20 protein-coding genes, 1 tRNA gene and 1 other RNA gene are annotated in these 26,658 nt (G+C 69.4%); 17 read left to right on the forward strand and 5 right to left on the reverse strand.

Annotation, left to right across the window (positions count from 1 at the left end; translation table 11 throughout):
* Positions 1-164 precede the first annotated feature (164 nt).
* Positions 165-1,700, forward strand: a complete 1,536-nt coding sequence (istA, locus tag ACZK39_RS13355) for an IS21 family transposase (RefSeq protein ID WP_463612418.1) — start codon at positions 165-167, stop codon at positions 1,698-1,700.
* Entirely contained in the window at positions 1,697-2,440 is a 744-nt protein-coding gene (locus ACZK39_RS13360; RefSeq protein ID WP_463612417.1) for an ATP-binding protein, read from the forward strand. Before istA ends, ACZK39_RS13360 begins: the two co-directional genes overlap by 4 nt.
* A 956-nt stretch (positions 2,441-3,396) precedes the next feature.
* Here the strand turns inward: ACZK39_RS13360 and ACZK39_RS13365 are convergent.
* The 3 genes from ACZK39_RS13365 to ACZK39_RS13375 form a co-directional block, all read right to left on the reverse strand.
* Positions 3,397-3,484 (reverse strand) — tRNA-Ser (locus ACZK39_RS13365).
* A gap of 55 nt (positions 3,485-3,539) precedes the next feature.
* Positions 3,540-4,889, reverse strand: a complete 1,350-nt coding sequence (locus ACZK39_RS13370) for a Na+/H+ antiporter family protein (RefSeq protein WP_182782078.1) — start codon at positions 4,887-4,889, stop codon at positions 3,540-3,542.
* Between the two features lie 74 nt (positions 4,890-4,963).
* Positions 4,964-5,944 carry an asparaginase gene (locus ACZK39_RS13375; RefSeq protein ID WP_463613578.1) on the reverse strand — a complete coding sequence of 327 codons (981 nt, stop codon included), beginning with the start codon at positions 5,942-5,944 and terminating at the stop codon, positions 4,964-4,966.
* An 84-nt stretch (positions 5,945-6,028) separates the two neighbouring features.
* On the opposite strand from ACZK39_RS13375, the gene ffs reads away from it, so the two are divergent.
* The 4 genes from ffs (at position 6,029) to recR (ending at position 9,344) form a co-directional block, all read left to right on the forward strand.
* Positions 6,029-6,125: signal recognition particle sRNA small type (gene ffs, locus ACZK39_RS13380), an RNA gene on the forward strand.
* 34 nt (positions 6,126-6,159) lie between these two features.
* Positions 6,160-8,316 (forward strand): DNA polymerase III subunit gamma and tau, encoded by a 2,157-nt coding sequence (locus tag ACZK39_RS13385; protein WP_463613579.1) that lies wholly within the window; start codon positions 6,160-6,162, stop codon positions 8,314-8,316.
* Positions 8,317-8,355: 39 nt separating this feature from the next.
* Complete coding sequence (locus ACZK39_RS13390) at positions 8,356-8,679, forward strand: YbaB/EbfC family nucleoid-associated protein (protein WP_182782080.1); 324 nt, start codon at positions 8,356-8,358, stop codon at positions 8,677-8,679.
* 8 nt (positions 8,680-8,687) lie between these two features.
* Positions 8,688-9,344, forward strand: a complete 657-nt coding sequence (recR, locus tag ACZK39_RS13395; RefSeq protein ID WP_463613580.1) for a recombination mediator RecR — start codon at positions 8,688-8,690, stop codon at positions 9,342-9,344.
* 61 nt (positions 9,345-9,405) lie between these two features.
* Here the strand turns inward: recR and pdxR are convergent, their stop codons facing one another.
* A complete protein-coding gene (gene pdxR / locus ACZK39_RS13400) occupies positions 9,406-10,803 on the reverse strand; it encodes a MocR-like pyridoxine biosynthesis transcription factor PdxR (protein WP_463613581.1) in 1,398 nt (465 codons plus the stop codon).
* Between the two features lie 82 nt (positions 10,804-10,885).
* Between pdxR and pdxS the strand changes: the two genes are divergently transcribed.
* The 8 genes from pdxS (at position 10,886) to maeA (ending at position 21,201) form a co-directional block, all read left to right on the forward strand.
* Positions 10,886-11,785 carry a pyridoxal 5'-phosphate synthase lyase subunit PdxS gene (pdxS, locus tag ACZK39_RS13405; protein WP_182799168.1) on the forward strand — a complete coding sequence of 300 codons (900 nt, stop codon included), beginning with the start codon at positions 10,886-10,888 and terminating at the stop codon, positions 11,783-11,785.
* Positions 11,782-12,408 carry a pyridoxal 5'-phosphate synthase glutaminase subunit PdxT gene (gene pdxT, locus ACZK39_RS13410; protein WP_463613582.1) on the forward strand — a complete coding sequence of 209 codons (627 nt, stop codon included), beginning with the start codon at positions 11,782-11,784 and terminating at the stop codon, positions 12,406-12,408. The genes pdxS and pdxT overlap by 4 nt, the downstream gene beginning before the upstream one ends.
* 200 nt (positions 12,409-12,608) lie before the next feature.
* Positions 12,609-14,651, forward strand: coding sequence for a PhoX family protein (locus ACZK39_RS13415; RefSeq protein ID WP_463613583.1), 2,043 nt, complete (start codon positions 12,609-12,611; stop codon positions 14,649-14,651).
* A gap of 388 nt (positions 14,652-15,039) precedes the next feature.
* On the forward strand, positions 15,040-15,966 hold the full coding sequence (locus tag ACZK39_RS13420; RefSeq protein ID WP_463613584.1) for an ABC transporter ATP-binding protein: 927 nt from the start codon (positions 15,040-15,042) through the stop codon (positions 15,964-15,966).
* Positions 15,963-16,805, forward strand: coding sequence for an ABC transporter permease (locus ACZK39_RS13425; protein ID WP_463613585.1), 843 nt, complete (start codon positions 15,963-15,965; stop codon positions 16,803-16,805). Before ACZK39_RS13420 ends, ACZK39_RS13425 begins: the two co-directional genes overlap by 4 nt.
* On the forward strand, positions 16,802-17,623 hold the full coding sequence (locus tag ACZK39_RS13430) for an ABC transporter permease (protein ID WP_463613586.1): 822 nt from the start codon (positions 16,802-16,804) through the stop codon (positions 17,621-17,623). The genes ACZK39_RS13425 and ACZK39_RS13430 overlap by 4 nt, the downstream gene beginning before the upstream one ends.
* Positions 17,624-17,699: 76 nt before the next feature.
* Positions 17,700-19,439: a SulP family inorganic anion transporter gene (locus ACZK39_RS13435; protein WP_463613587.1), complete on the forward strand. Its 1,740-nt coding sequence runs from the start codon at positions 17,700-17,702 to the stop codon at positions 19,437-19,439.
* A gap of 46 nt (positions 19,440-19,485) precedes the next feature.
* The gene (gene maeA, locus ACZK39_RS13440) at positions 19,486-21,201 is read left to right on the forward strand and encodes an NAD-dependent malic enzyme (protein ID WP_463613588.1); all 1,716 of its coding nucleotides are present in this window, start codon (positions 19,486-19,488) and stop codon (positions 21,199-21,201) included.
* Between the two features lie 890 nt (positions 21,202-22,091).
* On the opposite strand, the gene ACZK39_RS13445 is transcribed toward maeA, so the two are convergent.
* Positions 22,092-22,889 carry an HAD-IIA family hydrolase gene (locus tag ACZK39_RS13445; protein ID WP_463613589.1) on the reverse strand — a complete coding sequence of 266 codons (798 nt, stop codon included), beginning with the start codon at positions 22,887-22,889 and terminating at the stop codon, positions 22,092-22,094.
* A 220-nt stretch (positions 22,890-23,109) separates the two neighbouring features.
* Between ACZK39_RS13445 and ACZK39_RS13450 the strand changes: the two genes are divergently transcribed.
* The 3 genes from ACZK39_RS13450 to ACZK39_RS13460 are packed head-to-tail and all read left to right on the forward strand — an operon-like array spanning position 23,110 to position 26,604.
* A complete protein-coding gene (locus tag ACZK39_RS13450; protein WP_463613590.1) occupies positions 23,110-24,183 on the forward strand; it encodes an NAD(P)H-dependent glycerol-3-phosphate dehydrogenase in 1,074 nt (357 codons plus the stop codon).
* A 49-nt stretch (positions 24,184-24,232) separates the two neighbouring features.
* Positions 24,233-26,134 (forward strand): BglG family transcription antiterminator, encoded by a 1,902-nt coding sequence (locus tag ACZK39_RS13455; RefSeq protein WP_463613591.1) that lies wholly within the window; start codon positions 24,233-24,235, stop codon positions 26,132-26,134.
* Positions 26,134-26,604: a transcriptional regulator GutM gene (locus ACZK39_RS13460; protein WP_463613592.1), complete on the forward strand. Its 471-nt coding sequence runs from the start codon at positions 26,134-26,136 to the stop codon at positions 26,602-26,604. The genes ACZK39_RS13455 and ACZK39_RS13460 overlap by 1 nt, the downstream gene beginning before the upstream one ends.
* Positions 26,605-26,658: the final 54 nt, after the last annotated feature.

Here is a 26,658-nt window from a genome sequence, read left to right on the forward strand (position 1 = left end):
TGCATATTGCGCTGGGTGAGAGCCGGTGTTCCGTTGTGGGGTGAGCCAGTGTTCCGTTGACGGCTGAGCCATGGTGACGCCGCGGTCGGCCGCGGTTTCGCGTGTGGGACGTTCGTCGGGTCCGTGCCGTTGGGGCACGGTCGTGACGAGAGGGGTCGCCTTCGATGGTCGACTACAAGAGGATTCTTCAGCTTCGTGCTGAGGGGGTGAGCCAGCGCGGGATCGCTGACGCGTTGGGGTGTTCACGTAACACGGTGGCGGGGGTGTTCACGGCGGCGGACTCGGCTGGTGTCGGGTTCGGGCAGGTGGCGGACCTCGGGGCTGAGGAGGTCCGCCACCTGTTGCTGCCGGAGCCGGTGAGGCCGGACTCTGGGCGGGCTGCACCAGATTTCGAGTATGTGCACCGGGAGCTGGGTCGGCCGTCGGTGACATTGCTGGTGTTGTGGAACGAGTACGTGGCGAAGTGCCGCTCGACGGGCGAGGTGCCGTACCAGTATTCGTTCTTCAACGAACAGTACCGCCGCTGGATTAAGTCGACGGGGGCGTCGATGCGGATCCAGCGCAGCCCCGGGGAGTCGGTCGAGGTCGACTGGGCCGGGGACCCGATGTGGTTCGCTGATCCGCTGAGCGGGACCCCGACCCAGGCGTGGGTGTTCGTGGCGGCGTTGTCGTTCAGCGCCTACACCTATGTGGAGGCATTCACCGACATGACGCTGTCGTCGTGGATCGAGGGCCACGTGCATGCGTTCGAGCAGTTCGGGGGCGTGGGTCGTCTGCTGGTGCCTGACAACCTCCGCACGGGGGTGTCGCGGGCGGACCGGTACGAGCCGGCGTTGAACCCGGCCTACGCCCAGTTGGCGGAGCATTACGGCACCGCGATCATCCCGGCCCGCGTGAAACGTCCCCGCGACAAGGCGGTGGTCGAAGGCAGCGTCCGGTTCGTCGCAGGTCAGGTCGCCGCGATACTGCGTGATCGTCAGTTCGTCGGGTTGGCGGAGCTGAACGAGGCCATCTTCGACGAGGTCGCCGCGATCAACGCCCGCCCGTTCCAGAAGCGGGAGGACTCCCGGCTGGTGGTGTTCGAACGCGACGAGAAGCCGCTCCTGATGCCGCTGCCGCCGATCGGATTCGAGCTGGCCGATCTCCGCAAGGCGAAAGTGGGGCCGAACTATCACGTCCAGGTCGACCGGAACTTCTACTCGGTCCCCGCGAGGCTGATCGGTGAATCGCTGGATGTCCGGGTCACCTCCAGCATCGTGGAGGTGTTCGATGGCGTCGAACGCGTCGCGTCCCATCCGCGGTTCAAGGGGGTCAGGGGCCGCTACTCGACCCTGCCCGCGCACATGCCGGCCTCGCACGCGAGCCGGCTGGTGGACTGGTCACCGGAACGCTTCGAGCAGTGGGCCGCGACCGTCGGACCGAACACGCAGGCCGCGATCCGGGCGATCCTCGGCTCACGCAAGATCGTCGAGCAGTCCTACCGGTCATGCCTGGGGGTGATGTCGCTGGCCAAGAGGTCGGGCGGTATGGCCCGGCTGGAGGACACCTGCGGCAGGGCGTTGGCGGCCACCCCTGCGCCGTCCTACACGCTGATCAAGAAGCTATGGGCTGGATGGACACCGGTCCCGACCCCGCCGCCGCCATCGCTGGGTGATGCAGGGTTCGTCCGCGGCTCTGACTACTACGGGAGCCGGGCATGATCGACATCGAAACCCTCACCCGGCTCAAGACCATGCGGCTCTCGGGGATGGCCGAGTACTTCGAGAACCTCGCCGACACCACCACCGCGGCCCCGTTGAACGGCCCAGAGCTGGTCAAGCAGGCCGTCGACTGGGAATACGAACGGCGCCGTGACAGCAAGCTGCACCGACTCCGCCGGCAGGCCGGCCTCGCGCAACCCGGTGCCGACATCGCCGACCTCAAGGCCATGCCCGGACGCAGCGTCGACGCCGAGTTGATCAGCCGGCTGGCGATCGGCTCCTACCTGGTCAAACACCAAGACGTCATCCTGCAAGGACCCACCGGAGCCGGGAAAACCTACGTCGCCTGCGCCCTGGGGAACAAGGCCTGCCAGCAGTACCGCAGAGTGCTCTACCTGTCCGCCGATGAACTGTTCGACCGGATCACCATCGCTGAGCGCACCGGCGACAAGAAACGATGCCTCGACACGCTGGTCAAGGTCGAGCTGCTGATCATCGACGACTGGTTCCTCACACCGCCGAGCCGGCCCCAGGTCCAGCAACTCCACACCCTGATCGACCGGCGCCACAAGACCACCTCAACGATCTACTGCACCCAGCTGCCGCCCGGTCAATGGCACGACCGGATGGAAGAGAAGATCCTCGCCGACGCCATCGTCGACCGGATCACCACCAACGCGCACGCCACCGTCCTCAACTGCGACGACTCCATGCGCAAACACTTCACCCACCTCGAATAGCCAACAGTCGGGGGCCGACCGTCCCGGCCGGCCCCCGACACCCACAGCCCACCCCACCACGCCCGTCGCACTGGCTCACCACCGCCCGGAACACTGGCTCACCACACAGCGGAACACCGGCTCTACCTGAGCGCAATATCCAACAGGAAGACGGTGATGGCTATCAGGATGCGCGGGTCAGACCCTCGCAGTTGTCGGGGGGCTCTCAGGATGCGTGGGCCCTGACGAGGGCATCTCCGACGGGGATGGGCCGGAACAAGCGATCGAGGTCTTCAACACGCACCCTGATCAGCCGCACTCCAAACCGGGCTGCTGGCAGACGGCCAGCGGAGATACGACGACGTAGAGTGTCAACACACTCCGTAGTAGAGAGCAGCCTGTTGAAGGGATAGCCACTCGGCGCTGGGATACTTGCTGGCTTCGGGATGCGTAGCGACGGCCATTACGACAACTCCTTTGATGGCAGGGCGCGAGATTCGGTGGTGCCCCCCTCGCCGTGTTCTCTTGCTAGTAAGAACCCGGCCCGGAGCTGGACACAGCGTGAGCAACGGCGCCCTACTCCGGGCCTTGGTGCCCACTCGGTGCCCAAGCAGGCCACCGAGGCGCGAGGCGGAGGACCATCACCAGGCACCAACCGGACATGTGTCGACAGCTGACCCCGCCTCCCGTGGGAGCTGCCTGACCGGAGACGTCCGTCCACGCAAGCACCATCCTGACCACCGACCTGTCAACGATGCCCGGCGCGCCCAGGCATGTAGCGCTGTGCGGCCGCAGGGTCCTGGCGCCTGAATGCGGGACTCCCCTGTCCATCGCACCCAGGAAAATGATACAGGTGCCCCCACGAAGCGCACGCACTCCCAAAAAACTCGGGGCACATTCGGGGCACGAATCGCGTCTGGCACCCCGCTGTGCCCCAGAAATAGCGATTCCCGCCCTAGTCAGAGCGGGAATCGTGGTGGCGGAGGATACGAGATTCGAACTCGTGAGGGCGTTAACCCAACCCGCTTTCCAAGCGAGCGCCATAGGCCTCTAGGCGAATCCTCCACGCGAGACCCTACCGGAGGCGACGACGGCGACTCAAGTCGGACCGGGTGAAGGGTCAGAGCACCATCGCCGCGACCCACCCAGCGGCCAGCAGCGGCAGGTTGAAGTGCAGGAAAGTGGGGATGACGGTGTCTCGGATGTGGTCGTGCTGCCCGTCGGCATTCAGGCCCGCCGTGGGTCCGAGCGTCGAGTCCGAGGCGGGCGAACCGGCGTCGCCCAGGGCGCCTGCGGTGCCGATGATGGCCACGGTCGCCACGGGCGAGAATCCGAGCGAGACACACAGCGGCACGTAGATCGCCGCGATGATCGGCAGCGTCGAGAACGAGCTGCCGATGCCCATCGTCACGAGCAGGCCCACCAGCAGCATGACGAAGGCCGCCATGCCCCGGTTGTCCCCGAAGATCGCTGCTGACCCCTCGACCAGCGGGGCGATCTGCTCGGTCGCGCGCATCACGGACGCGAATCCCTGGGCCGCGATCATGATGAGCCCGATGAGCGCCATCATGCGCATGCCGCCGGTGAAGACCTCGTCGGCGTCCTGCCACTTCACAGCGCCGGTGATGATGAACAGGCACAGGCCGAGCAGCGCGCCCACCAGCAGCGGATCGGCAGCGGATCCAGCGAGCGTCAGCCAGGTCTGGATCCCGAACGAGACCACGATGGCAGCCAGGGCGATGACGATGCGGAACGGCTTGATCTCGGTGGGCGCGTCGTGGTCGACGACGGCGTCCCGGTCGTAGTCGCGGGGGCGCCGGTAGGTGACGAACACGGCCACCAGGAGGCCGATCACCATGCCGAGTGCGGGGATGCCCATCGCGGACATGACGTTGACGTCGCTCACGTCCAGTCCGGAGGAGATGATGTTGCCGTAGAGGATGTCGCTCAGGAAGATCTTCCCGAAGCCGATCGGCAGGAACATGTAGGTGGTGACGAGGCCGAACGTCAGCACGCTCGCCACGGCGCGGCGGTCCAGTTGCAGGCGGTTCATCACGATCAGCAGCGGCGGGATGAGCAGCGGGATGAACGCGATGTGGACCGGGATGAGGTTCTGGCTCATGATCGCCATGGCCAGGGTTCCGGTCAGAAGGCCCGCGGTGGTCCAGCGGGTGACCTTCTGGGACGTCGTGAGGTCGTCCGAATCGAGCTTGCGGATCAGCCAGTTGGCGAGCAGTTGCGGCAGCCCCGAGTGGGCCACCGCCATCGCGAAAGCACCGAGCAGCGCGTAGCTCAGCGCGATCTTCGCGCCGCCGGCCAGGCCGTCCTGGAACGCCACCATGGTTGCCTCCAGGCCGAGGCCTGCGGCGAGGCCGCCGATCAGGGCGCCGAGAAACAGCGCCAGGACCACGTGCACGCGTGCCACCGACAGCACCAGCATCACGACAACGGACAGCACAACGGCGTTCATACAGACCTCTGGGGGAGACGGCGGGGCGGGCGCAGACTATCGGACCGCCCCGCGACATTCGACGGCGGGACCCGTCAGCCGAGACCGGCGCGCAACGCGGCGTCGAGGCCCGGATCGACGGTTATCCGGCCCACGGGCCGGCCGTGGCCGAGCACGGGCTCCGGCTGCAGCTCCCGCAGCGTTGCCGTGTCGTGGCCCAGCGCTGCCAGCACGGCCACGAGTGCTGCGACGGCTGCCCGGTGATGCCCGTCGCCCGCCTTCACCGCGACACCCGTGCCGTCCGCCAGACCCGCCGCGAAGCAGCCCTCCGCGCCCACTTTCGTCACCAGGCCCGGCACCTCGCGGTGGAGGACCAGCTCGTCGCGCCGCGTCCCCGACGCGTACTCGGGGTGGGCGCGGAAGGCCTCGGCCACCCGCAGCTCAGGCCCTGAGCGCGCACTCGCGAGTCGCCCGAACGCCCGCGACAGTCCAGCCAGGCTGAGGGGGAACGCCGGCGTGCCGCAGCCGTCGACCACCGGAACCCCGACGGGGTCGTCGGCCAGCTCGGAGATGGTGTCGCGGCAGGCGCGCTGCAGAGGATGGTCGGCCTCAAGGTAGGACTCGATGCTCCAGCCGGCCCGCACGCAGGTCCGCAGCATGCCGGCGTGCTTCCCGGAGCAGTTGTGCGCCAGCGGCTCCCTCCCGTTCCCGCCCGCCAGCCAGTCGGCCTGCGCGACGGCGTCCGACGGCACCCCGGGTGTGGTCTGCAGGTCCGCCGGCGAGAGGCCCGCGCCGTCGAGGATGCGGCGGACTCCGTCGAGGTGGAACGGCTCGCCCGAGTGCGAGGCGCCGACGAGGGCGAGCTCCGCGCCTTCGACGTCGAGCCCGTGGCGGAGCATCGCGACGGCCTGGAGCGGCTTGAGGGAGGAGCGGGGCAGGAGGGGGATTGACGCGTCGCCGGCCGCGAAGCGGAGCGCGCCGCCAGGTGAGGTGATGACGACCGATCCGTGATGCAGGCACTCGACGTACCCACCCCTCCACACCTGCGCGATCACCGGATCCTGACTGCTCACCATGGCCGCCAGACTAGGGCAGCACCTCGCCTCCAGCGTGAGGCCTCATCGGCTCCCGGGAGCCTCAGGGGATGGGGTAGAGTTAACGGAGGTTCCTCGCGCGGCGGTATCTCGCCCAACCCCCCCAGGGTCGGAAGGCAGCAAGGGTAAGTGAGCTCTGCTGGGTGCGCGAGGGACCCCTTTCTTTGCCGCTGGAATTGTCGGGCCTCTGGAATAGGGTGGGTCGCGTGGACGACTACGACGAGGACGAGTACGCCCCCATCGCCGACGAGGGGGTCGCGGCAGCTGATCTGCCCGGCTTCGAGCCGATGGACGGCCCCGGCCTGTTCGATGACCTGGAGCCTGAGGCCACCGTCGATGCGCCCGCGCTGCACGTGCCGCCGTCGAAGCTGAGCACCGGCCCCCGCCGCGAGTCTCCCGCGTCACCCTTGGCCCTCTACCGTCGCTACCGGCCGGACGCCTTCTCGGAGGTGATTGGTCAGGACCACGTGACCGTGCCCCTGCAGCGGGCGCTGGCCAGCAACCGGGTCAACCACGCCTACCTGTTCTCCGGGCCGCGCGGCTGCGGCAAGACCACCTCGGCCCGCATCCTGGCGCGCTGCCTCAACTGTGAGCAGGGCCCCACGGACACGCCGTGCGGCACTTGTGACTCCTGCAAGGACCTGGCGCGAGGCGGGCCGGGCTCCATCGACGTGATCGAGATCGACGCCGCCTCCCACGGTGGCGTGGACGACGCCAGAGACCTGAGGGAGCGCGCCTACTTCGCCCCCGTCGCCAGCCGCTACAAGATCTACATCATCGACGAGGCCCACATGGTCACCACGCAGGGCTTCAACGCCCTGCTCAAGCTCGTCGAGGAGCCGCCCCCGCACACCAAGTTCATCTTCGCCACCACGGAGCCCGAGAAGGTCATCGGCACCATCCGTTCGCGCACGCACCACTACCCCTTCCGGCTGGTGCCTCCGCGGATGCTGGTGGACTACCTGGCGGACATCTGCCAGAGCGAGGGTGTCGCGGTGGATCAGGCCGCCATCCCGCTGGTGGTGCGCGCCGGCGGCGGATCGGTGCGCGATTCCCTCTCTGTGCTGGATCAGCTGCTCGGCGGCTCGGGCGACGAGGGCGTCAGCTACACGCAGGCCGCCGCCCTCCTCGGCTACACCCCGGACGCGCTGCTGGACGAGATCATGGACGCCTTCGCGGCGGGGGATTCGGCCGGCGTTTTCCGGACGGTGGACAAGGTGATCGAGGTGGGGCAGGATCCGCGCCGGTTCGCCGAAGACCTGTTGCGCCGCCTCCGTGACCTGATCATCCTCGCCGCCGTGCCGGAGGCCGCCACCAACGGACTGCTGGATGTGGCCGCGGATCAGGCGCAGCGCCTCCAGACCCAGGTGGCGGGCCTGGGGGCCGGCGAGCTCACCAGGGCCGCCGAGGTGATCGCCACCGGCCTCACGGACATGCGAGGCACCACCGCGCCGCGGCTCCACCTGGAGCTGATGTGCGCCCGGGTGCTGCTGCCCGGCGCGGACGCGGACGAGCGCGGGCTGCACGCGCGGATGGACCGGCTCGAGAGGCGGGTCGGCATGATGGGCGACGGCGAGTCGGCCGCGAAGGTCGCGGATTGGGAGGACGTCGGGGAACCCACCCAACGTATCGAGACGCCCCGCGCCGCGGCCAGGTCGCCTCGGCCCACCCCTAGCCCCACTCCCGAGGCCGCGCCCGAACCTGCGCCGCCGTCGGCGCCGGCTGAGCGCAGGCCCGCAGGCGAGCCGCCGCGTCAGCGTTCCGCCGGGTCGCCGCCCGCCCAGGCCTCGGCAGCCAACCCCGGAGAGGCCCCTGCGCGGACGCCAGAGCCCACCCGGCCGCAGGCGCCGTCGGCCACCCCGGCCCAGCGGGCCGGCCTGAACGCTGCTGAGCTGCGCCGGGTCTGGCCCAACGTGCTGGAGGAGGTCAAGCGTCGCCGCCGCTTCACGTTCATGCTGCTCAGCCAGCACGCCCAGGTGCTGGACGTGACCGACGGCGTGTTGCACCTCGGGTTCACCCAGAGCGGACCCAAGGACAACTTCGGCAGTGGCGGAAGCCAGGACGTGCTGGCGGACGCGCTCATCCAGGTGATCGGCGTGGAGCTGCGGATCCAGGCCGTCATGGTCTCCGGCGAGGACGCCCCGTCGCAGCCCGTCCAGCGCCCCTCCGGTGCGCCGGTGGCGCCGTCCGCCCCGCCCGAGCCGGCGGCCGTCGTCGCCCCTCCGGATCCGAGCCCGGAGCCGGAGGTCTCCACCGACGACGAGGTGCTGGACTCGGCCCACAACGCGGAGGAGCTGCTGAGCAACGCCTTCGGCGCCGAGGTCATCTCGGTGCGCGATCTCAACGAGCCGTGAACCTAAGCTTTCCCCAACCCACCCAGGAGTAGACGAACCATGTTTGGTGACTTCGACATCAATGCCCTGATGCAGCAGGCCCAGCAGCTGCAGGAAGACCTTGCGCGCGCCCAGGCCGAGCTCGCCGAGAAGACCTTCACCGCTTCGGCTGGCGGGGGCGTGGTGACCGTCGCCCTCACCGGCGCCGGAGACATCGAGAGGCTCGACATCACGCCCGAGGCGTGGGACCCGGAGGACCCGGAGACGCTGTCAGCCCTCATCATCGCGGCGTTCCGTGCAGCCAAGTCCGAAGCGGACGCAGCCACCGCGGCGGCCATGCCGGACCTGCCGTCGATGCCGCCCATGCCCGGCCTCGGGGGCTGACCGCCGCCGTGTACGAAGGGCCCATTCAGGACCTCATCGACGAGCTGAGCCGGCTGCCGGGCATCGGCCCGCGGGGGGCGCAGCGCATCGCCTTCTACCTCCTCGACGCCCCGGAGGAGGAGGTCTACCTGCTCGCGGACACCCTGCGTCGCGTGAAGGAGTCCTCCCGGTTCTGCGAGGTCTGCTTCAACATCTCGCAGGAGGAGCGCTGCCGCGTCTGCCGGGATCCCCGCCGCGACCGCAGCCAGCTGTGCGTCGTCGAGGAGTCCAAGGACGTCGTGGCCATCGAACGCACCAACGAATTCCGCGGCCTCTACCACGTCCTCGGGGGCTCGATCTCGCCCATCGACGGTCGCGGCCCGGCGGATCTGCACACGCGCGAGCTGTTCCAGCGCCTCGCCGACGGCGTGGTCAGCGAGGTCATCATCGCCACGGACCCGGACACTCAGGGGGAGGCCACCGCGTCCTACCTCAGCCGCATGCTTCGAGACTTCGGCGTGCGCGTCACCAGGCCGGCCAGCGGCCTGCCGGTCGGCGGTGACCTCGAGTACGCGGACCAGGTGACGCTCGGGCGGGCCTTCGAGGGTCGGCGCTCGATGTTCGGACCGGAGGATTATCCGGCGCAGCCCGCCGTCGTGACGGCTGCGGGTGAGGCTCCCGCTTAGGTTCCCCGGCTACGCCTGTCGCTTGGCCACGATGGCCGGTGACCAGGGGTGCGGTTCCAGATCATCCAGACGTGAGGTCTGCGCCCGGCGCGCCCACCGCGTCGGCCAGGACGGCCACGGCCCGGCGGACGTCGCCGGGCTCGTGGCCGCCGTAGCTGAGCAGGAGCCCGGTGAGCCCTGGGTTCCCGGCCCACCCGTCGGCGAGGTCCGCGATGAGGAGCCCGCGCCGGCTGCAGTCCACGCGCACCGCGGTGGCTGCCTCGGCGGACATGTGAAGGACCAGCAGGTGTCCGGTGTCGGTCACGGAATCGACGACGGGGCCGAGACGGAGGTCGTCGACGCGACGGGTCACCTCAGCCTGGGCGGCGTCCGCCCGGCGACGGGCCCTTGCCAGGCGCCTGCGCAGGCCGCCGGTCTGCAGGTAGCGCGCCAAGGCCCGCTGCACGATGGGCGCCACTCCGCCGCCGAGCGCGGCCCGCGCCTCCAGAAGCTCGTCCTGCCACGACGGCGGGGCCACCAGGTAGCCCGTCCCGACGTCGCGGCCGAGAACCGCGGCGAAGGTGCCGAGGTGAGCCACCACGTCGGGCGCCAGGCTCCAGAGTGGGGGTAGGGGCGGCCCAAGGTGCCGGTACTCGGAGTCGTAGTCGTCCTCAACCAGCAGGACGCCGGTGCTCATCGACCAGCCGATCAGCGCCTGCCTGCCGGTGGCGTGCAGCGCGGTGCCGGCCGGGAACTGATGGTTGGGCGTGACCAGGACCAGGTCCAGAGGCAGCGCCCGGTCCAGCGCACCCAGATCCACGCCGTCGGCGCCGACGGGTACCGGGATCACCTCCACGCCCAACACCTCCAGCACCCGGCGCAGGCCGGGGAAGCCGGGGCTCTCTACGGCCACACGGGGCCGCACGCCCGTGCGCCGGGCCACCGCCCCCAGGAGGAGCGCGAGTCCGGAGCGGGCGCCCGCGGTGACGATGACGGCCGAGGGGTCCACCGCCATGGCACGCATGAGGCGCAGGTGCTGGGCGATGGCGTCGGTCAGCTGTGGTCCGCCCGGCGAGACCGCGGCCCGCAAAGCGGAGCGCCAAAGGGCGTCATCCAGGGGGCGCGAGGATTCGTGCCCGGACGAGAAGTCGAGCGGGGGGCGGTGCGGCGACGAGGGGGTGCGTCGGGCTGGAGCCGGGGCGCGAGGGGCGGCCGATGACAGGTTGGGGGCCACGCGCACTCCTGAGCGGTCCCGGGTGACCAGGTATCCCTCGGCTGCCAGCTGGTCGTAGGCCGCGCTCACCGTTCCGCGGGCCACCCCGAGGGTCTCGGCGGCGGACCGGCTGGAGGCCAGCACGTCGCCGCTCGCGAGAGCTCCCGAGGCGATCAGTCCGCGCACCCCGGCCGCGATCTGCGCCGGGAGCGGGGCGGCGCCCGGAGTGCGATCCAGTGCAAGCGTGGAGAGCGCGTCCGACTCCATGGCCCCACCCTACAACTGGCCCAACAAACTGGAAAGGGTCTGGCTCTTGTCTGGTCCAGAAACGGAGGCGAAGATCGTGCCCATGACTGCTACCGATGCACCTGTGTCCCCTCGCGCCCTCGTCAACACCGGCCTCGCCGAGATGCTGAAGGGCGGAGTGATCATGGACGTCGTCACTCCCGAGCAGGCCAGGATCGCGGAGGAGGCGGGCGCGGTCGCGGTGATGGCGCTGGAGCGGGTGCCGGCTGACATCCGCGCGCAAGGCGGCGTGGCCCGGATGAGCGACCCGGATCTCATCGACCGCATCATCGAGACGGTGTCGATCCCGGTGATGGCCAAGGCCCGCATCGGCCACTTCGTCGAGGCTCAGGTCCTGCAGGCGCTGGGGGTGGACTACATCGACGAGTCCGAGGTGCTCTCGCCCGCGGACTTCGTCAACCACATCGACAAGACCCGCTTCGACGTTCCGTTCGTGTGCGGCGCCACCAATCTGGGTGAGGCGCTGCGTCGGATCACCGAGGGCGCGTCGATGATCCGCAGCAAGGGCGAGGCCGGCACCGGCGACGTGTCCGAGGCGATGAAGCACCTGCGCACCATCAAGGGCGAGATCCGCGCCCTCGCTGCGAAATCTGAGGACGAGCTGTTCGTTGCGGCCAAGGAGCTCGCCGCCCCCTACGAGCTGGTGCGGCGCGTGGCCCGCGACGGCGCGCTCCCCGTCGTGCTGTTCGTGGCCGGCGGAATCGCCACCCCGGCCGACGCCGCGATGATGATGCAGCTCGGCGCCGACGGCGTGTTCGTGGGCTCCGGCATTTTCAAGTCCGGCAACCCCGAGCGGCGGGCCAAGGCGATCGTCGCCGCCACCGCCCACTTCGCCGATCCGTCGGCGATCGCGGAGGCGTCGCGGGGTCTGGGCGAGGCCATGGTGGGCATCAACGTGGCCGACGTGCCCGCCCCGCACCGGCTGTCCGAGCGCGGCTGGTGATTGTCGGCATCCTGGCGCTCCAGGGCGCCGTCCGGGAGCACGCGGCCGTGCTGCGGCTGTTGGGTCGCGACGTGAGCCTGGTTCGAAGCCCCGCCGATCTCGCCGGGGTGGACGGCCTCGTGCTGCCAGGGGGAGAGTCGACGGCGATCGCGAGGCTGGCCCGCCCGTCGGGGCTGCTCACGGAGATCCGGAACCGGATCGACGGCGGACTGCCCGTGTTCGGCACGTGTGCGGGGCTGATTCTGCTCGCCGACGATGTCGCGGACCCGGCCGCGCTCGCGGGGCTGCCCACCATCGGCGGGTTGAACGTGACGGTGCGGCGCAACGCGTTCGGCGCACAACTCGCGTCGGGCGAGGCAGAGGTGGGCCTGGTTGGCGGGTCGGCCTCGTCGGGTGATGCGCTGGCGGGCGAGGGCCCGTCGTCGGACGCTGCTGGGCCGACCATGCGGGGGGTGTTCATCCGTGCGCCGCGGATCGAGCGGGTGGGCGCGGGGGTGGAGATTGTCGCGGTGCGGGGGGACGAGCCTGTCGCGGTGCGTCAGGGCGCCGTCGTCGCCTGCACCTTCCACCCCGAACTGGTCCCCGACCCCACTCTGCATCGCCTGTGGCTGGGTGGAGTTTGAGCAAATGGAACGGGTCGCGGCGAATGTGATCGATCAAATGGGCCGCTCCGGGGGTTGACCCGTTCCATTTGCTCAACTCCCAGCGCGGCAGGGGCGGGGTCACCGAGTGTTCACCGAACGGTCACCTGAGGGTGGGGGAAGTCGTCGCCACTGTCGCGTTGGATGGTCGGGACCCACCGACCACCAAGAGGAGACCCTCCATGAAGCGACTGCTTCCCATGCTCGGCCACACCCGCGGTAACCGCTCGCCAGTCACCTGCGAGCTCAAGTGCGGCAGCGCCTGCGCGCACCCCGCCCCGAACACCTCAGGCAACGAGTCCTTCCGCGACATCGTCAGCGGTGTGTTCTCCCGCCGCGCCGCGCTCGGCGCCGGCGCCGGGGTGACCGGCGCGATTGTGGTGGGCGGCTGGGCCCAGCCCGCCGCGGCTGACTTCGGCAACCCGCCCAAGGGCGGCGGCAAGCTCCCCTTCACCGCGATCGAGCCGACGGCGCGCACCGTCGACACCGTCACCGTGCCCGAGGGCTACCGCTGGGATTCGATCATCCGCTGGGGCGACCCGCTCTTCACCGACTCGCCGGAGTTCGACATCACGAACCAGACCGGCGCCTCACAGGCGAAGCAGTTCGGCTACAACTGCGACTACCTCAACATCATCTCCGACGGACGCAACGACCGCTCCGGCTACCTCGTGACCAGCCACGAGTACACCAACGAAGACATCATGTTCCCGCCCGGGACCGACAAGCGCGACATCGTCGACGCCGCCCTGGCCGCCCACGGTCTGTCGGTCGTCGAGCTGACCCGAGCCAAGCAGGGCGACGTGTGGACCTACGTGCGCGGCGGCCGCCGCAACCGCCGCATCACGGGGTTCACCGAGTTCTCGGTGAGCGGCCCGGCCGCGGGCTCGAAGCTCTTGAAGACCGACGACGACCCCTCCGGCACGAAGGTGATCGGCACCCTCAACAACTGCGCCGGCGGCACCACGCCCTGGGGCACCGTGCTCTCCGGCGAGGAGAACTTCAACCAGTACTTCGTCGGCACCGGCTCCACCGAAGAGCGCCGCTACGGCATCGGTACGGGGCGCACCTTCCGCCGTTGGGAGGATCACTACGACCGGTTCAACCTCACCAAGCCCGGCTACGCCAACGAGGCCAACAGATTCGGCTGGATCGTCGAGGTGGACCCCGAGGACCCGACGTCGACGCCCGTCAAGCACACGGCGCTGGGACGCTTCAAGCATGAGGCCGGCACCGTCGCGATCTCGAAGTCCGGGCACGCGGTGGTCTACATGGGCGACGACGAGGTCAACGACTACGTCTACAAGTTCGTCTCCTCGGCCATGTACCGCAAGGGCGACAAGGCGCACAACATGCGCCTCCTCGAGGACGGCACCCTGTACGTGGCCAGGTACTCGGGCAATTCCCCGCAGTCCGAGATCAACGGGACCGGCGCGCTGCCCTCCGACGGTGCCTTCGACGGGACCGGGGAATGGATCGCGCTGGTCCGAGGCACGCAGTCGCTGGTGCCGGGCATGAGCGTCGACGAGGTGCTGGTGTGGACCCGCCTGGCGGCGGACAAGATGGGCGCCACCAGGATGGACCGCCCCGAGGACATGGAGCCCAACCCTCTCACGGGCAAGGTGTACCTGGCGCTCACCAACAACAGCCGACGTGGCTCCGTCAGCGCCCTCGACGAGGCCAACCCCGTCACTGGCAACCGCGACGGCCACGTCATCGAGATGACCGAGGCAGGGAATGACGCCGCCGCGGAGTCCTTCGCCTGGAACATCCTTCTCCTGTGCGGCGATCCGGCCGCCTCGACGTCGGCCTACTTCTCCGGCTTCCCGAAGAACAAGGTCTCCCCAATCAGCTGCCCGGACAACCTGGCGTTCGACTCCGAGGGCAACCTCTGGATCTCGACCGACGGCGCCCCCGGCAAGATCGGCCTCAGCGACGCCCTGCACAAGGTGACCCTCACCGGCCCGGAGCGCGGCCGGGTCGAGCAGTTCCTGGCAGTGCCTCGCGACGCCGAGACCTGCGGCCCGGTCATCCACGACAAGGACCAGTCCGTGTTCGTCGCCGTGCAGCACCCGGGCGAGGACGGCAAGTGGGGCGCCCACACGTCGTACTTCCCGGACCAGCTGCCGGCCGACGGCCCGGTCCAGGTGGGCGACAAGGTCGCGGTGCCCCGCCCGACCATCGTCCAGGTGACCCGCACCTCGGGCAACCGCTCGCGCAAGTGACATCTTGCCGATCCCTGAGGAGGCCGGCGTCGCGTAGCGACCGTCGGCTGTCTCGAAGGGTCGCGGGTCTGGCTCATCCCGGTCTGGCGTGGAGGTTGCGTCACGACCCTTCGAGACGGCCCACGCGCCTTCGGCGGTGGGCCTCCTCAGGGATCGAGGTGAGGCGCCCAGCGCGCCTTCGGCGGTGGGCCTCCTCGGGGATCGAGGGTTAGGCGCGGAGCGCCGCCGACCGCGTCGAAGCCTCCGGCGCACGGTGCTGGAACCTGTGGCCGGATCGGGCGACAGGGCTCACGTCCGCTTCGAGGCCGCTTCGCGGCTCCTCAGCCAGCGGGGTGGCCCGGCGCCGCGGCCGTGTGAAACGTCGGTGGGGTGTCGTAGTGTGTCGCGGGTGACTGAGCCAGTGATCACCGCCCGCGCGCTGACCAAGCGCTACGGCAACCTCACCGCCGTCGACGGGATCGATTTCGAGATCGCGCCGGGGGAGTCGTTCGGCTTCCTCGGCCCCAACGGCGCCGGCAAGTCCACCACGATGCGGATGATCGCCGCCACCTCCACGCGCACCGACGGCGAACTCACCGTGCTCGGCCTCGACACCAACCATCACGGCCCGCAGATCCGGGCGCAGCTCGGCATCGTCCCCCAAGGCGACCTCCTCGACGAGGAGCTGCGCGTCATCGACAACCTCACCGTCTACGGCCGCTACTTCGGTCTTCCCCGCGCCTACGTCAAGCAGCGGGCCGAGGAACTGCTGGACTTCGCCCAGTTGAAAGACAAGCGGCTGGCACGCGTCGATGGTCTCTCGGGCGGCATGAAGCGCCGCCTCACCATCGCGCGCGGCCTGATCAACAACCCGAAGATCATGCTGCTCGACGAGCCGACGACGGGCCTGGACCCTCAGGCGCGCCACGTCCTGTGGGACCGGCTGTTCCGGCTCAAGGAGGAGGGCGTGACGCTGGTGGTCACCACCCACTTCATGGACGAGGCCGAGCAGCTCTGCGACAGGCTCGTGGTGATCGACAAGGGGCGGATCGTCGCGGAGGGGAGCCCGCCGTCGCTGATCCGGCAGTACTCCACCCGCGAGGTGCTGGAGGTGCGCTTCGGGTCTGCGCGCAACGAGGAGGCCGCCCGCGTGCTGGCGGGCATCGGCGAGCGGCAGGAGGTGCTGCCGGACCGGGTCCTCATCTATGCGGACAACGGCGAGCACGCACTCCAGGCCGTGATCGAGCGCGGGATGGAGCCGGTCACGTCGCTGGTGCGGCGATCCTCCCTGGAGGACGTGTTTCTCCGCCTCACGGGACGGAGCCTCATCGAATGAGCGCAGACGTCACCCCCCGCGCCCCCGTCATCGACCGCGGCATGGCGGCGGAGCACCGCGTCGTCGCTCAGTGGGGGTGGTGGGCCGTCGTCGAGCACCACCTTCACCGGATGCGCCGCTACCTGGGGACGCTGCTGGTCACCGGCATCGGCTCGCCGATCGTCTACCTGCTCGGGCTCGGCGCCGGCCTCGGCGTGCTCGTCGACGGGGGCGAGGGCATCGAGGGCGTGCCGTACCTCACCTTCATCGCCCCTGCACTGGTGATGTCGACGGCGATGCTCACGTCAGCACAGGAGAACACCTACGGGGTGTTCGGCGGATTCAAGTGGTTCAACACCTTCCCCGCCATGCGGCTGACACCGATCAGTCCGGCCCAGATGGCGGTGGGCGTGCAGGTGGCGGCGCTGCTGCGGGTGCTTCCGGTGCTGGGGTTCTACCTCGCCGCGCTGGTGCTGTTCGGGATCGCAGGGCCGCTGCGGGCCCTGGCGCTGCTCCCCGTCGGACTGCTCCTGTCGGTGGCCGTGGGGTTCGCGGTCATGGCATGGGTGGCCACGCAGAAGGACGACCGCGGCCAACTGTCCTTCATCGAGCGGTTCGTCGTCGTGCCGCTCACGCTGTTCTCCGGCACCTACTTCCCTCTCGAGACGCTGCCCGGATACCTCCAGCCCATCGGGTGGGTCTCCCCGCTGTGGCACGCGGCCGAGCTGGGCCGCTGGGCCATGTACGGGCAGCCGCTGACCGTCCTCATGGTGTCCGTGCACATCGGATTCCTCGCCCTGCTCGCGGTGGTCTGCGGATGGCTGTCCATCCGGACGTTCAGGCGGAGGCTCGACGAATGACGTCCCCCGTTCAGGCTCCCGCTCCCCGTGTGCCGGCGTTCCTCGCCGGCCTCTACGGCGGCAACACCCGCTCGGTCGTCGCCCGCGGGATGAGGGTGGTCGCCCGCAACAACTGGCTGATCATCCTGACCGGCTTCTTCGAGCCCGTGTTCTACCTGCTCTCGATGGGGCTCGGCCTCGGCGCGCTGATCGGCTCGGTGGAGTACTACGGGCGCGACGTGCCCTACGCCGCCTACATCGCGCCCGCGCTCATGGCGGTCTCGGCCATGAACGGTGCCATCTACGACTCGACGATGAACGTCTTCTTCCGGATGCGCTACGGCAAGATCTACGACCAGATGCTCTCCACGTCGCTAGGCCCCATGGATGTGGCGCTGGGGGAGATCATCATGGCGCTGTTTCGCGGGCTGCTCTACGCGTGCGGGTTCATGGTGGTGACCACCGCGCTCGGGCTGAACCTGTCCTGGACGGCTGTGCTCGCCATCCCCGCCGCCCTGATGGTGGCGTTCGGGTTCGCGGCCATCGGGCTGGCGGCCACCAGCTTCATGAAGTCGTTCCAGCACCTGGACATCGTCTACTTCGTCATGTTGCCGATGTTCCTGCTGTCGGCCACCTTCTTCCCCATCGACGTGTACCCGCAGTCCGTGCAGTGGCTGATCATGGCCCTGCCGCTGTGGCACGCCGTGGACATGGTGCGCCAGCTCACCACCGGCCTGATCCAGCCGTCGATCTGGGGGCACCTGGCGTACTTCGCGGTGATGATCGTCCTGGGCACGACGGCGGCCACGCTGCGGCTGAAGGCGCTCTTCCTGCGCTGAGCCGGGGGCGGCGCCTGACCCCGATGAGCGGCGCCTCGTGGATCGGGCGTACCCTGACCTCTCGGAGAGGGTGAGCGTGGGCAACAGGGATTTCAGGATCGAAGCGAAACGGCTGACACCCCGGGAGAAGCTCGAACGCTACCGAACCCTCGTCGGCAGCCACCTGGTGAGCTTCGCCGGGCTGTGGCCCACCCCGAAGGACTACGCCGGGCTGCGCTCCTCCTGGGGCAAGGACCTGCTCGCGGGCGTCACCGTCGGGATCGTCGCCCTGCCCCTCGCGCTCGGGTTCGGCGTCGCCTCCGGTGCAGGTGCCGCCGCCGGCCTCGTCACTGCGATCATCGCGGGACTGGTCGCGGCGATCTTCGGGGGCAGCCACCTGCAGGTCTCGGGCCCCACCGGCGCGATGACGGTGGTGCTGCTGCCTGTGATCGCGAAGCATGGCGTCGAGACGGTGCCGCTGCTCGCCATCTTCGCGGGCACCATCGTCGTGGCCATGGCCCTGACGGCGGTGGGCCGCTCTGTCGAGTTCATCCCCCTCTCCGTGGTGGAGGGGTTCACCATCGGCATCGGCGTCATCATCGCGCTGCAGCAACTCCCGCTGGTTCTGGGGACCGAGCGTGCGGAAGCGGAATCCACGCTGGTGTCCTCGTGGCTGACGCTCGCCTCCACAGACTGGTTGCTCGCCTGGCGGCCGCTGCTGGTGACGGTGGGTGTGATTGCGGTTCATCTGCTCGGGCACCGCTTCTTCCGGCGGTTGCCCCTCTCCCTGATCGCCATCGTCGTCGCGACGATCGCGGTGGAGCTCACCGGGGCCGACGTCCATCGAATCGGCGCCCTCCCCACAGGCCTTCCGATGCCGACCCTCCCGCCTGTCAACGCGGCCCTGCTCCAGGATCTGATCGCGCCCGCATTCGCAGTGGCGGCTCTCGCCGCACTTGAGTCACTGCTGTCAGCCCGCGTCGCCGACGGTATGCGCCCCGATCTGACTCAGACCAGCCCGGACCGCGAGCTCATGGGTCAGGGGCTCGCCAATGTCGCCTCGGGCTTCTTCGGCGGCCTTCCCGCCACTGGCGCCATCGCCCGCACCGCGGTGAGCGTGCGCTCCGGAGCGAGGACGCGGCTGGCGTCCGTCTCGCACGCGGTAGTGCTGCTACTGGTCATGCTGCTGTTGGCGCCGCTGGTGTCGCTGATCCCCATGGCGGCGCTGGGCGGTGTGCTGCTGGTCACCGCCGGTCGCATGATCAACCTGGGACTGGTCCGAACCCTCACCGTCGTGACCCGGGCGGACCGCAACACGTTCTGGCTCACTCTGGGCGCCACCATCCTCCTCGACCTCGTCGCAGCTGTCCTCCTGGGCATCGGCATGGCGGCGCTGATGAGCCTGCGCCACATGGCGTCCTACTCCGTCGTCGCCCGACAGCGGCTGCCCACCAACACCCGTGAGGGCGACGTCGACCTCCGCCCCGAGCACGAGCATCTACGCCCGAAGGTCGCGGTGTTCCGCGTGGACGGAGCCCTGTTCTACGGCAACGCACGCCGTTTCGTGGACGAGGTCACGGCCGTCGAGGACGAGGTCGGCGCCGTGATCCTGCGATGCCACCGGATGACCATCCTCGATGCCTCCGGCGCCGACTCGATCAAGGCGGTGGTGCGGCAGTTCAAGGCGCGCGGGGTGTCGTTCGTGGTGCAGGGGATGACCGAGTCCCAACAGCGGACCTGTCGCCTGATGAATGTGTTCGACGACGATCAGCACGTGCGCGAGCTGTCGGAGGCCGTGGAGTGGGCAGTGCGGAGCCTGGCCGGGAACCAGCGCTGATCCCTCCGGCTCACGGCGGGCTGTCCGCTCGCGGTAAGTTGGAGGCGTGCCTGAACAACGTCGTTACGAGGTCCTCCCCGGCAACCACGGCTCACGAGTCAAGGTGAATGTCCGAGGCAGAGCCATCCTGAGAACGCCCCGCCTCAACCGGGGCACCGCCTTCACCTCGGAAGAGCGCCGGAACCTCGGCCTGGTCGGCCTCCTGCCGACCGGTGTCACACCCATCGACGCACAGGTCCACCGCGCCTACGAGCAGTTCCTGGAGGCGCGGCTGCCGATGGCGAAATTCCGCCGCCTCGCCGCTCTCAAGGACCGCAACACGGTGCTGTTCTACCGGCTGCTCAGCGAACACCTCGACGAGATGATGCCCATCGTCTACACCCCCACCATCGGCGACGCCATCGAGCAGTTCAGCCGGCAGTTCACCCGCCTCGACGGGGTGTTCCTGTCCATCGACGCACCGGAGGACATCGAGGAATCGCTGCGCGCCAGCGGCCGCACCGCCGACGACATCGACATCGTGGTGGTGACCGACTCGGAGGGGATCCTGGGCATCGGCGACCAGGGCGTGGGCGGGATCCTCATCTGCCACGGCAAGATGAGCCTCTACACGGCGGCGGCCGGCGTGGACCCGGACCGGATGATCGCCGTCGGGCTGGATGTGGGCACCGACAACATGGGCCTCCTCAACGACGACCTGTACCCGGGGCTGCGGCACGCCCGGGTGCGCGGCGAGCGCTACGACGAGTTCGTGGAGGCCTTCGTCGCCGCAGCCCAGCGCGTGTTCCCGCGGGCGATGATCCACTGGGAGGACTTCGGCGCGGCCAACGCCCACCGCATCCTCACCCGGTACCGCGACGAGGTGTGCACCTTCAACGACGACGTGCAGGGCACCGCCGCCGTCGTGGGGGCCGCCGCGCTGGCCGCCGTCCGGGCCAAGGGGGAGCGGCTGAGCGATCAGCGCATCGTCATCCACGGGGCGGGCACCGCCGGCGTCGGGATCGCGGACCTCATGCGCGACATGATGGCGGGTGAAGGCCTCGACGACGAGGACGCACACCAGCGCTTCTGGTGCCTCAACAGTCGAGGCCTCATCACGGACTCGTCGTCGGGTGTACGCGACTTCCAGCGCCCCTACGCCCGCGCGGCGGCGGAAGTGGCGGACTGGGATGTGGACCGGAGGGGCGCGATGTCGCTGACCGATGTGGTGCGCAACGTGCACCCCACCATCCTCATCGGCACCTCCGGCCAGCCGGGATCGTTCACCGAGCACATGGTGCGCGACATGGCCGCCCACGTGCAGCAGCCCATCATCATGCCGCTGTCCAACCCCACGGCGCTGGCGGAGGCCACCCCGGCGGAGCTGCTCGAGTGGACTGAGGGCAGGGCCCTGCTCGCCACGGGTTCCCCGTTCGACCCGGTGCTGCGCGACGACGTCGAGTACAGCATCGCCCAGGCCAACAACGCCCTGGTCTTCCCGGGGTTGGGCCTGGGGGTGGCCGTCTGCGGCGCCACCCGGGTCACCGACCGGATGATCGCGGCAGCAGCCCAGGCCGTCGCCTCGATGGTGGGGATCCGCAGCGCGGGCGCCCCGCTGCTGCCGAGGATCAAAGACCTGCGCCGCGTGTCGGCCACTGTCGCGATCGCCGTGGCGAAGGCGGCTGCGGAGGATGGGGTCGCCAGCATCGAGCTGGAGAACCCCGTCCAGGACGTGTTCGACCGCATGTGGCAGCCGAACTACCCGGACCTCATCCTCGACTGACAACAGACTCGGTGAGCCAGCGGGCGCGGCGGGGTGGCCCGTGCTTTCGCTCCCTGAGGAGGGCCGCCCGCGAAGCGGCGAGGCCCGTCTCGAAGGGTCGTGACTACCACCTTCACGCAGATCTGGTGGTCGGGTGCGGTGAGCCGTGAGTCGAGGTCCGGGCGGCCGTTGTCCAAGGTCTCATTGACGGCCGCAGGACGTTCTGGGGTCGGGTTGTTGAGGCCGCCCGGGCATCGTCTCCCGTCTCCCCGCACTCGGTTCTCCTGTGGTGTGTCTTGTCCCGGGTGTGGGCCGGCAGGGCGGCCTTGGGGTTGGGTCTACTGAGGCGGGATGCCGGCTGGGTGATCGTCGGGTTGGGCACCGCTGCGCAGTGCCGCCCTGCCGTCCCCCACCCTCGCTGTCGGCCATGGGTTTCGACCCTTCGAGACATCCCACGGTCAGGGATGTCCTCAGACATAACAATCCCACGGTCGCTTCGCGACGCGGGATCCTCAGGGATCGAGGGTGGGTCCCTCCGCCCAAGCGGCCCGATCCCATCGCTCCCTGAGGAGGGCCGCCCGCGCAGCGGCGTGGCCCGTCCCCCTCCGCTCCCTGAGGAGGGCCGCCCGCGCAGCGGCGTGGCCCGTCTCGAAGGGTTGTGACTGCACCTGGCAAGCGGTCGTGTGGACTCTGAGGAGTAACGGAGATCTCGGGGGCTGCTCTGAGGGAGGTCCGAAATTGCCCGAGCTCTAACAGTCGGGGCGGCTCTCTGGTTTCTCTTCTGTCAGCGCTGGGTTCCAACACGATTCTCACGAACGAGACGGTGGCGGACTCAGCCAGCAGTGGTCGGTCCGGCACTGAGCTCCTCCCACGCAGCTCAATCAGGCCGTCCCGGCCTGTCTCGCGGACGATCAGGAGGGCAGGAGGTGGTCGATCCGGTTCACGATGTAGGTGGGGCGGTGGTCCTCCGGCAGCGCCGCGACATCCTCGAGCGTCGATTCCCCAGTCAGAACCAGCGCGGATGCCATCCCGGTGTCGATGGCCATCTGAATGTCGGTGTGCAGCCGGTCGCCCACCATCAGACACCGCGACACTTCCAGCCCGAGTCCCCCCAATGCCGCCTCCAGCATCACCGGCGACGGCTTGCCCAGGCTGACGCTGCACGTGACGCCCGTGCACGCCTCGATCGCGGCGGTGATCGCCGCGCAGTCCGGTTCACCGCGACCGCCGGGGAACGGGCAGAACCGGTCCGGGTTGGTCTGGATGAGGATCGCCCGCTTGTGGAACCACAGCGCGTCGAAGGCGATCTGCAGCTTGCGGTAGTCGAAGGTGCGGTCGTAGGACGCGACGACGACGTCGATCTCGGCGGGATCCTCGGTCAGGCGGAACCCGGCCTCTCGGAGTGCGCGGCTGAGCGGCTCCTCGCCCACGACGAACAGGGCCGCGTCGGGGTGATGGTCGAGGAGCCAGCGGGTGGTGGTGACGACGGTGTTGGCGATGTCGGTCAGCTCCGTGGGCAGCCCGAGGCCCGCCAGCTTCTCCTGATACTGAGCCGGATCCTTGGTGGGGTTGTTGGAGAGGAACTTCACCACCTTGCCCTCCGCGCGTAGCCGCTCGATCAGCTCCCGTGCGCCCGGCAACAGCTCGTCGCCGAGGTAGATGGTGCCGTCGAGGTCGAAGACGTAAGCGTCGTACCAGCCGATACTCATGGTGCTCCTTGAGGCCTCGGCGTCTCTGTCCGCGGCCACGCCCAACCCTGCCACGTCCCGACGGCGGTAGCGAAGGAGTTAGGTCGGTCCGCCGCAGCGAATCGGAAGGAAACCGACTCGTTCGGACGTGATATCACGCAAAGTCAGGCGTAGCGTCAGCCACACATTCAGACAAAACAACGGTGTCGCGCAGCGGAGCGCGAAGGAATGGGAGCTCAGCATGGCTACAGTCGTCGTCCTCGGTTCAGGAATCATGGCCAGCGCGCTGGCCACACCCCTGACCGACAACGGCCACTCCGTCCGGCTCGTGGGTACGCACCTCGACCGCGACATCATCTCGTCGATCCAGGAGAGCGGGGTGCACCCCAATCTCGGGCTCACGCTTCCCGAGGGCACCACCGCCTTCCAGTTGGAGGACGCGGCGGAGGCCTTCGACGGCGTCGACCTGGTGATGAGCGGGGTCAACTCGTTCGGCGTCCGATGGGCCGGCGAGCAGTTGGCATCCCTCCTCCGTCCCGGCATGCACGTCATCGCGCTGGCCAAGGGCATGGAGGCCGACGCCGACGGCAACCTCGAGATCCTCCCCAGGGTCCTGGCCGGGCAGATCCCCGCCGAGTTGCGTGGGCAGCTCACCTTCTCGGCGATCGCCGGGCCGTCCATCGCCGGCGAGGTCGCGGTGCGCCGCCACACGTCGGTGGTGTTCACCGGCGAGGACGCCTCGGTGCTGCCGATGTGGCGCGACCTCTTCGCCACGGACTTCTACCACGTGTGGCTCAACTCCGACTTCGTCGGCGTCGAGGTCTGCGCCGCCACCAAGAACTGCTACGCGTTCGGGGCCGGGTTCATGTCGGGCATCCTCGACGCCATGGGCGACGAGGCCGGTGACCGATACGTCAACTTCAACTACGGCGCGGCGCTGTTCGGGCAGGCGTCGATCGAGATGATCGACTTCATGAACCTCCTGGGCGGCGAGCCCACCACCCCGCTGGGCCTGCCCGGCATCGGCGACTGCTTCGTCACGTCCATGGGCGGCAGGAACGTCAAGTGCGGCCGGCTCGTCGGCTCCGGCCTCACCTTCAGCGAGGCGGCCGCCCGGATGCCCGGCGTGACCCTCGAGGGTGCGGCGGCCATCAAGGTGATCGGCGCCGCGATGGAGCGCCTCACCGAGCGCGGCGTCGTGAACCCGGAGCAGTTCCCGCTGCTGCGCCATCTCTACGAGGTGGTGGGGCTGGACCGCAGCGTCAATGTGCCGTGGGACTCGTTCTTCGGTGACCGCGTCACCGTAGCCGCCTGACCCCCCCTCCTCCGAACACAGCCACCGACAACGAAGTGAGGTGATGACAATGAGCCGACCCGCTGCCATCCTCGATCAGCTCGAGGCGGCGCGTTCCGTGTCCGCGGACGAGCTGGCGCTCGATCTGGGCGTCAGCCGCCGCACGATCACGGCAGACGTGACCGCGTTGCAGGACCTGCTGGGCACGGCCGCCTCCATCACCATGGACGAAGGACGGTACCGCCTTCTGATCGCCGACCCGACGCGCTACCGGGCGGTCAAAGGCGGAGTGTCGGACGACGTCTCCTTCAACGACCTCGCCACCCGCGCGTCCTTCATCGTGGCCAGGATCTTCCGGGCCATCGTCCCGGTACGGATCGAGGAGTTGGCCTCCGCGATGTCGGTGGGGCGCACGACGGTGGTTGCCGATCTCGCGCGCGTCCGAGCCATCGTGGCCGAGTCCGACCTCACCATCAGCGGCCGGCCGAACGTCGGGCTCCAGCTGGAGGGTCCGGAGCTGCAGCAGCGGCTCCACGTCCTGCGCTGGCACTTCCCGACGGCTTACCCACATGAGCCCTGGCAGGAGAAGGTCGGGGCCATCGTCCGAGAGATGGCGACCGAGGCGGGTCTGGACCGGGCCTACGCGCCCGAGTTGACGCGCTGGGCGACGGTGGCCGTCGACAGGGCCCGCATGGGGCGCACGATCGACTACCTTCCCCAGCGCTACGCGGGGCTGGCCGCCACGCCCGCGCATGACTTCGCAGCGTCCGTGGCCGCCCGCCTGAGCGCCGCGCTGGGGGTGGAGCTGAGCGGTGACGAGGTCACCTTCCTCACCCTTCCAGTGGCGGGCATGCGCGCGCCCGAGGACGCGGTGGCGGCCTCGCGCTTCACGGCCACCGGGGACGGGGAGTCGCTCGTCCGCGCGGTGCTGGCCGCCGTCAACGAGGAGATGGACATCGACCTCGTCGGCCGTCGGTTCATGTCCGAGTTCGCCCGCCACGTGGCCTACATGATCAACCGGATGCGCTACCGCATCTGGGTGGACGACTCCGCCGTCGGCGACATCCGGGTCGAGTACCCCGTCGCCTACCAGATGGCGACGGTGGCGTCGCAGGTGATCCAGTCCGAGGTGGGCCTCCCCGTCGAGGACTCCGAGGTGGCGCTGCTGGCCACGTACTTCCAGGTCTTCCTCGACAGCGGCGAGGCAGAGCCGCCCGCCTTCCTGCGCGTCGCGATCGTCACGGCGAAGGGCCGCGTCACTGCGGAACTCGTCCGGCTCCAGTTGACCCGGCTCCTCCCCGCGTCCACGCGCTACCAGGTCTTCCAGGTGGCCGAGGCCACCCCCGACAACCTCAAGGCGGTCGACCTCGTCGTCGTCAACGGGGACGACGAGGTGGCCGCCGAGGTTCCCGTGGTGCGGGTCACCCGAATCCTCGACAGGGCGGGACTGAGCCGCCAGCTCGACCGCCTCCAGCTGCACATCCCGCTCGACGGCGGGGTACCCCGTGGCGGGTCGGTTCTCGCCGGCTCCCTCGACGAGGCGCACTTCTTCGCGCTCCCCGCAGGCACGGACTACGAGGACGCCGTCGACTACATGACCGGACACCTAGAGGCCCGCGGCCTCGTCGAGCGCGGATTCGGGGAGCGGGTACGGCAGCGGGAGAGCCAATCGCAGATGCGGCTGGACCCACTCCTCGGCTTCCCGCACGCCGCGCTGGAGACCCAGACCAACGTGATGCTCTCGATCGGTGTGGTGCCGCGCGACGGTGACGCCGAGGGCGTGCGCCTCATCGTGCTGCTCGGCGTCCCCTCCGACCCGGGCCGGAGCGAGGGCGTGCTCGTGCAGGTCTACGACGAGGTGCTCCGGCTCGGCGCACGGCGGGACCTCCTGGAGCGGCTCAGCCAGGTCACCACGTTCGAACAGTTCTACTACGTCCTTGAGAAGCACCCCCTGACAGAGAGAGAACGCTGATGTTCTGGATCCTCATCATCGCCCTGGGCCTGGCCTGGATCGTGCAGTCCGTGTTGTCCTTCAAGCAGACGCAGGCCTTCACCCGGCTCTTCGTGGCGCTCCGCCGCCGTGGCCGCGTGGCCATGGGCAAGTTCCGCGGCGGCCTCGCGCAGGGGGCGATCGTCATGTTCGTCATCGACGACGACGGCGTCATCCTGGAGGGGCAGCGCCTGCACGGCGTCACGGTCCTCGCCCGATTCCGGGCCTTCGACGCCTACAACGGCTCGCACATCGCCGACGTCGACCCGGCCCGGGCGAGCGGTTGGGGGAAGTCGATGGTCAAGGCCGTCACCAACGCCCGCGACAACTACCGCATCATCACCGGCGGCGGCCAGGCGCCCGAGCCGCCCACCGCTCTCACCCGGGCCCTCGGCGGAGTCTCGAGACTCACCACCCGGTGGCGACGCAAGCCGTTGCCGCTCAGCCCCTGACACAACCTCCATCCCGGGCACAGTCGCCCACACCCCCAGCAGCCCCACCGTGGG

Source organism: Tessaracoccus luoxuelianae (assembly GCF_055326245.1).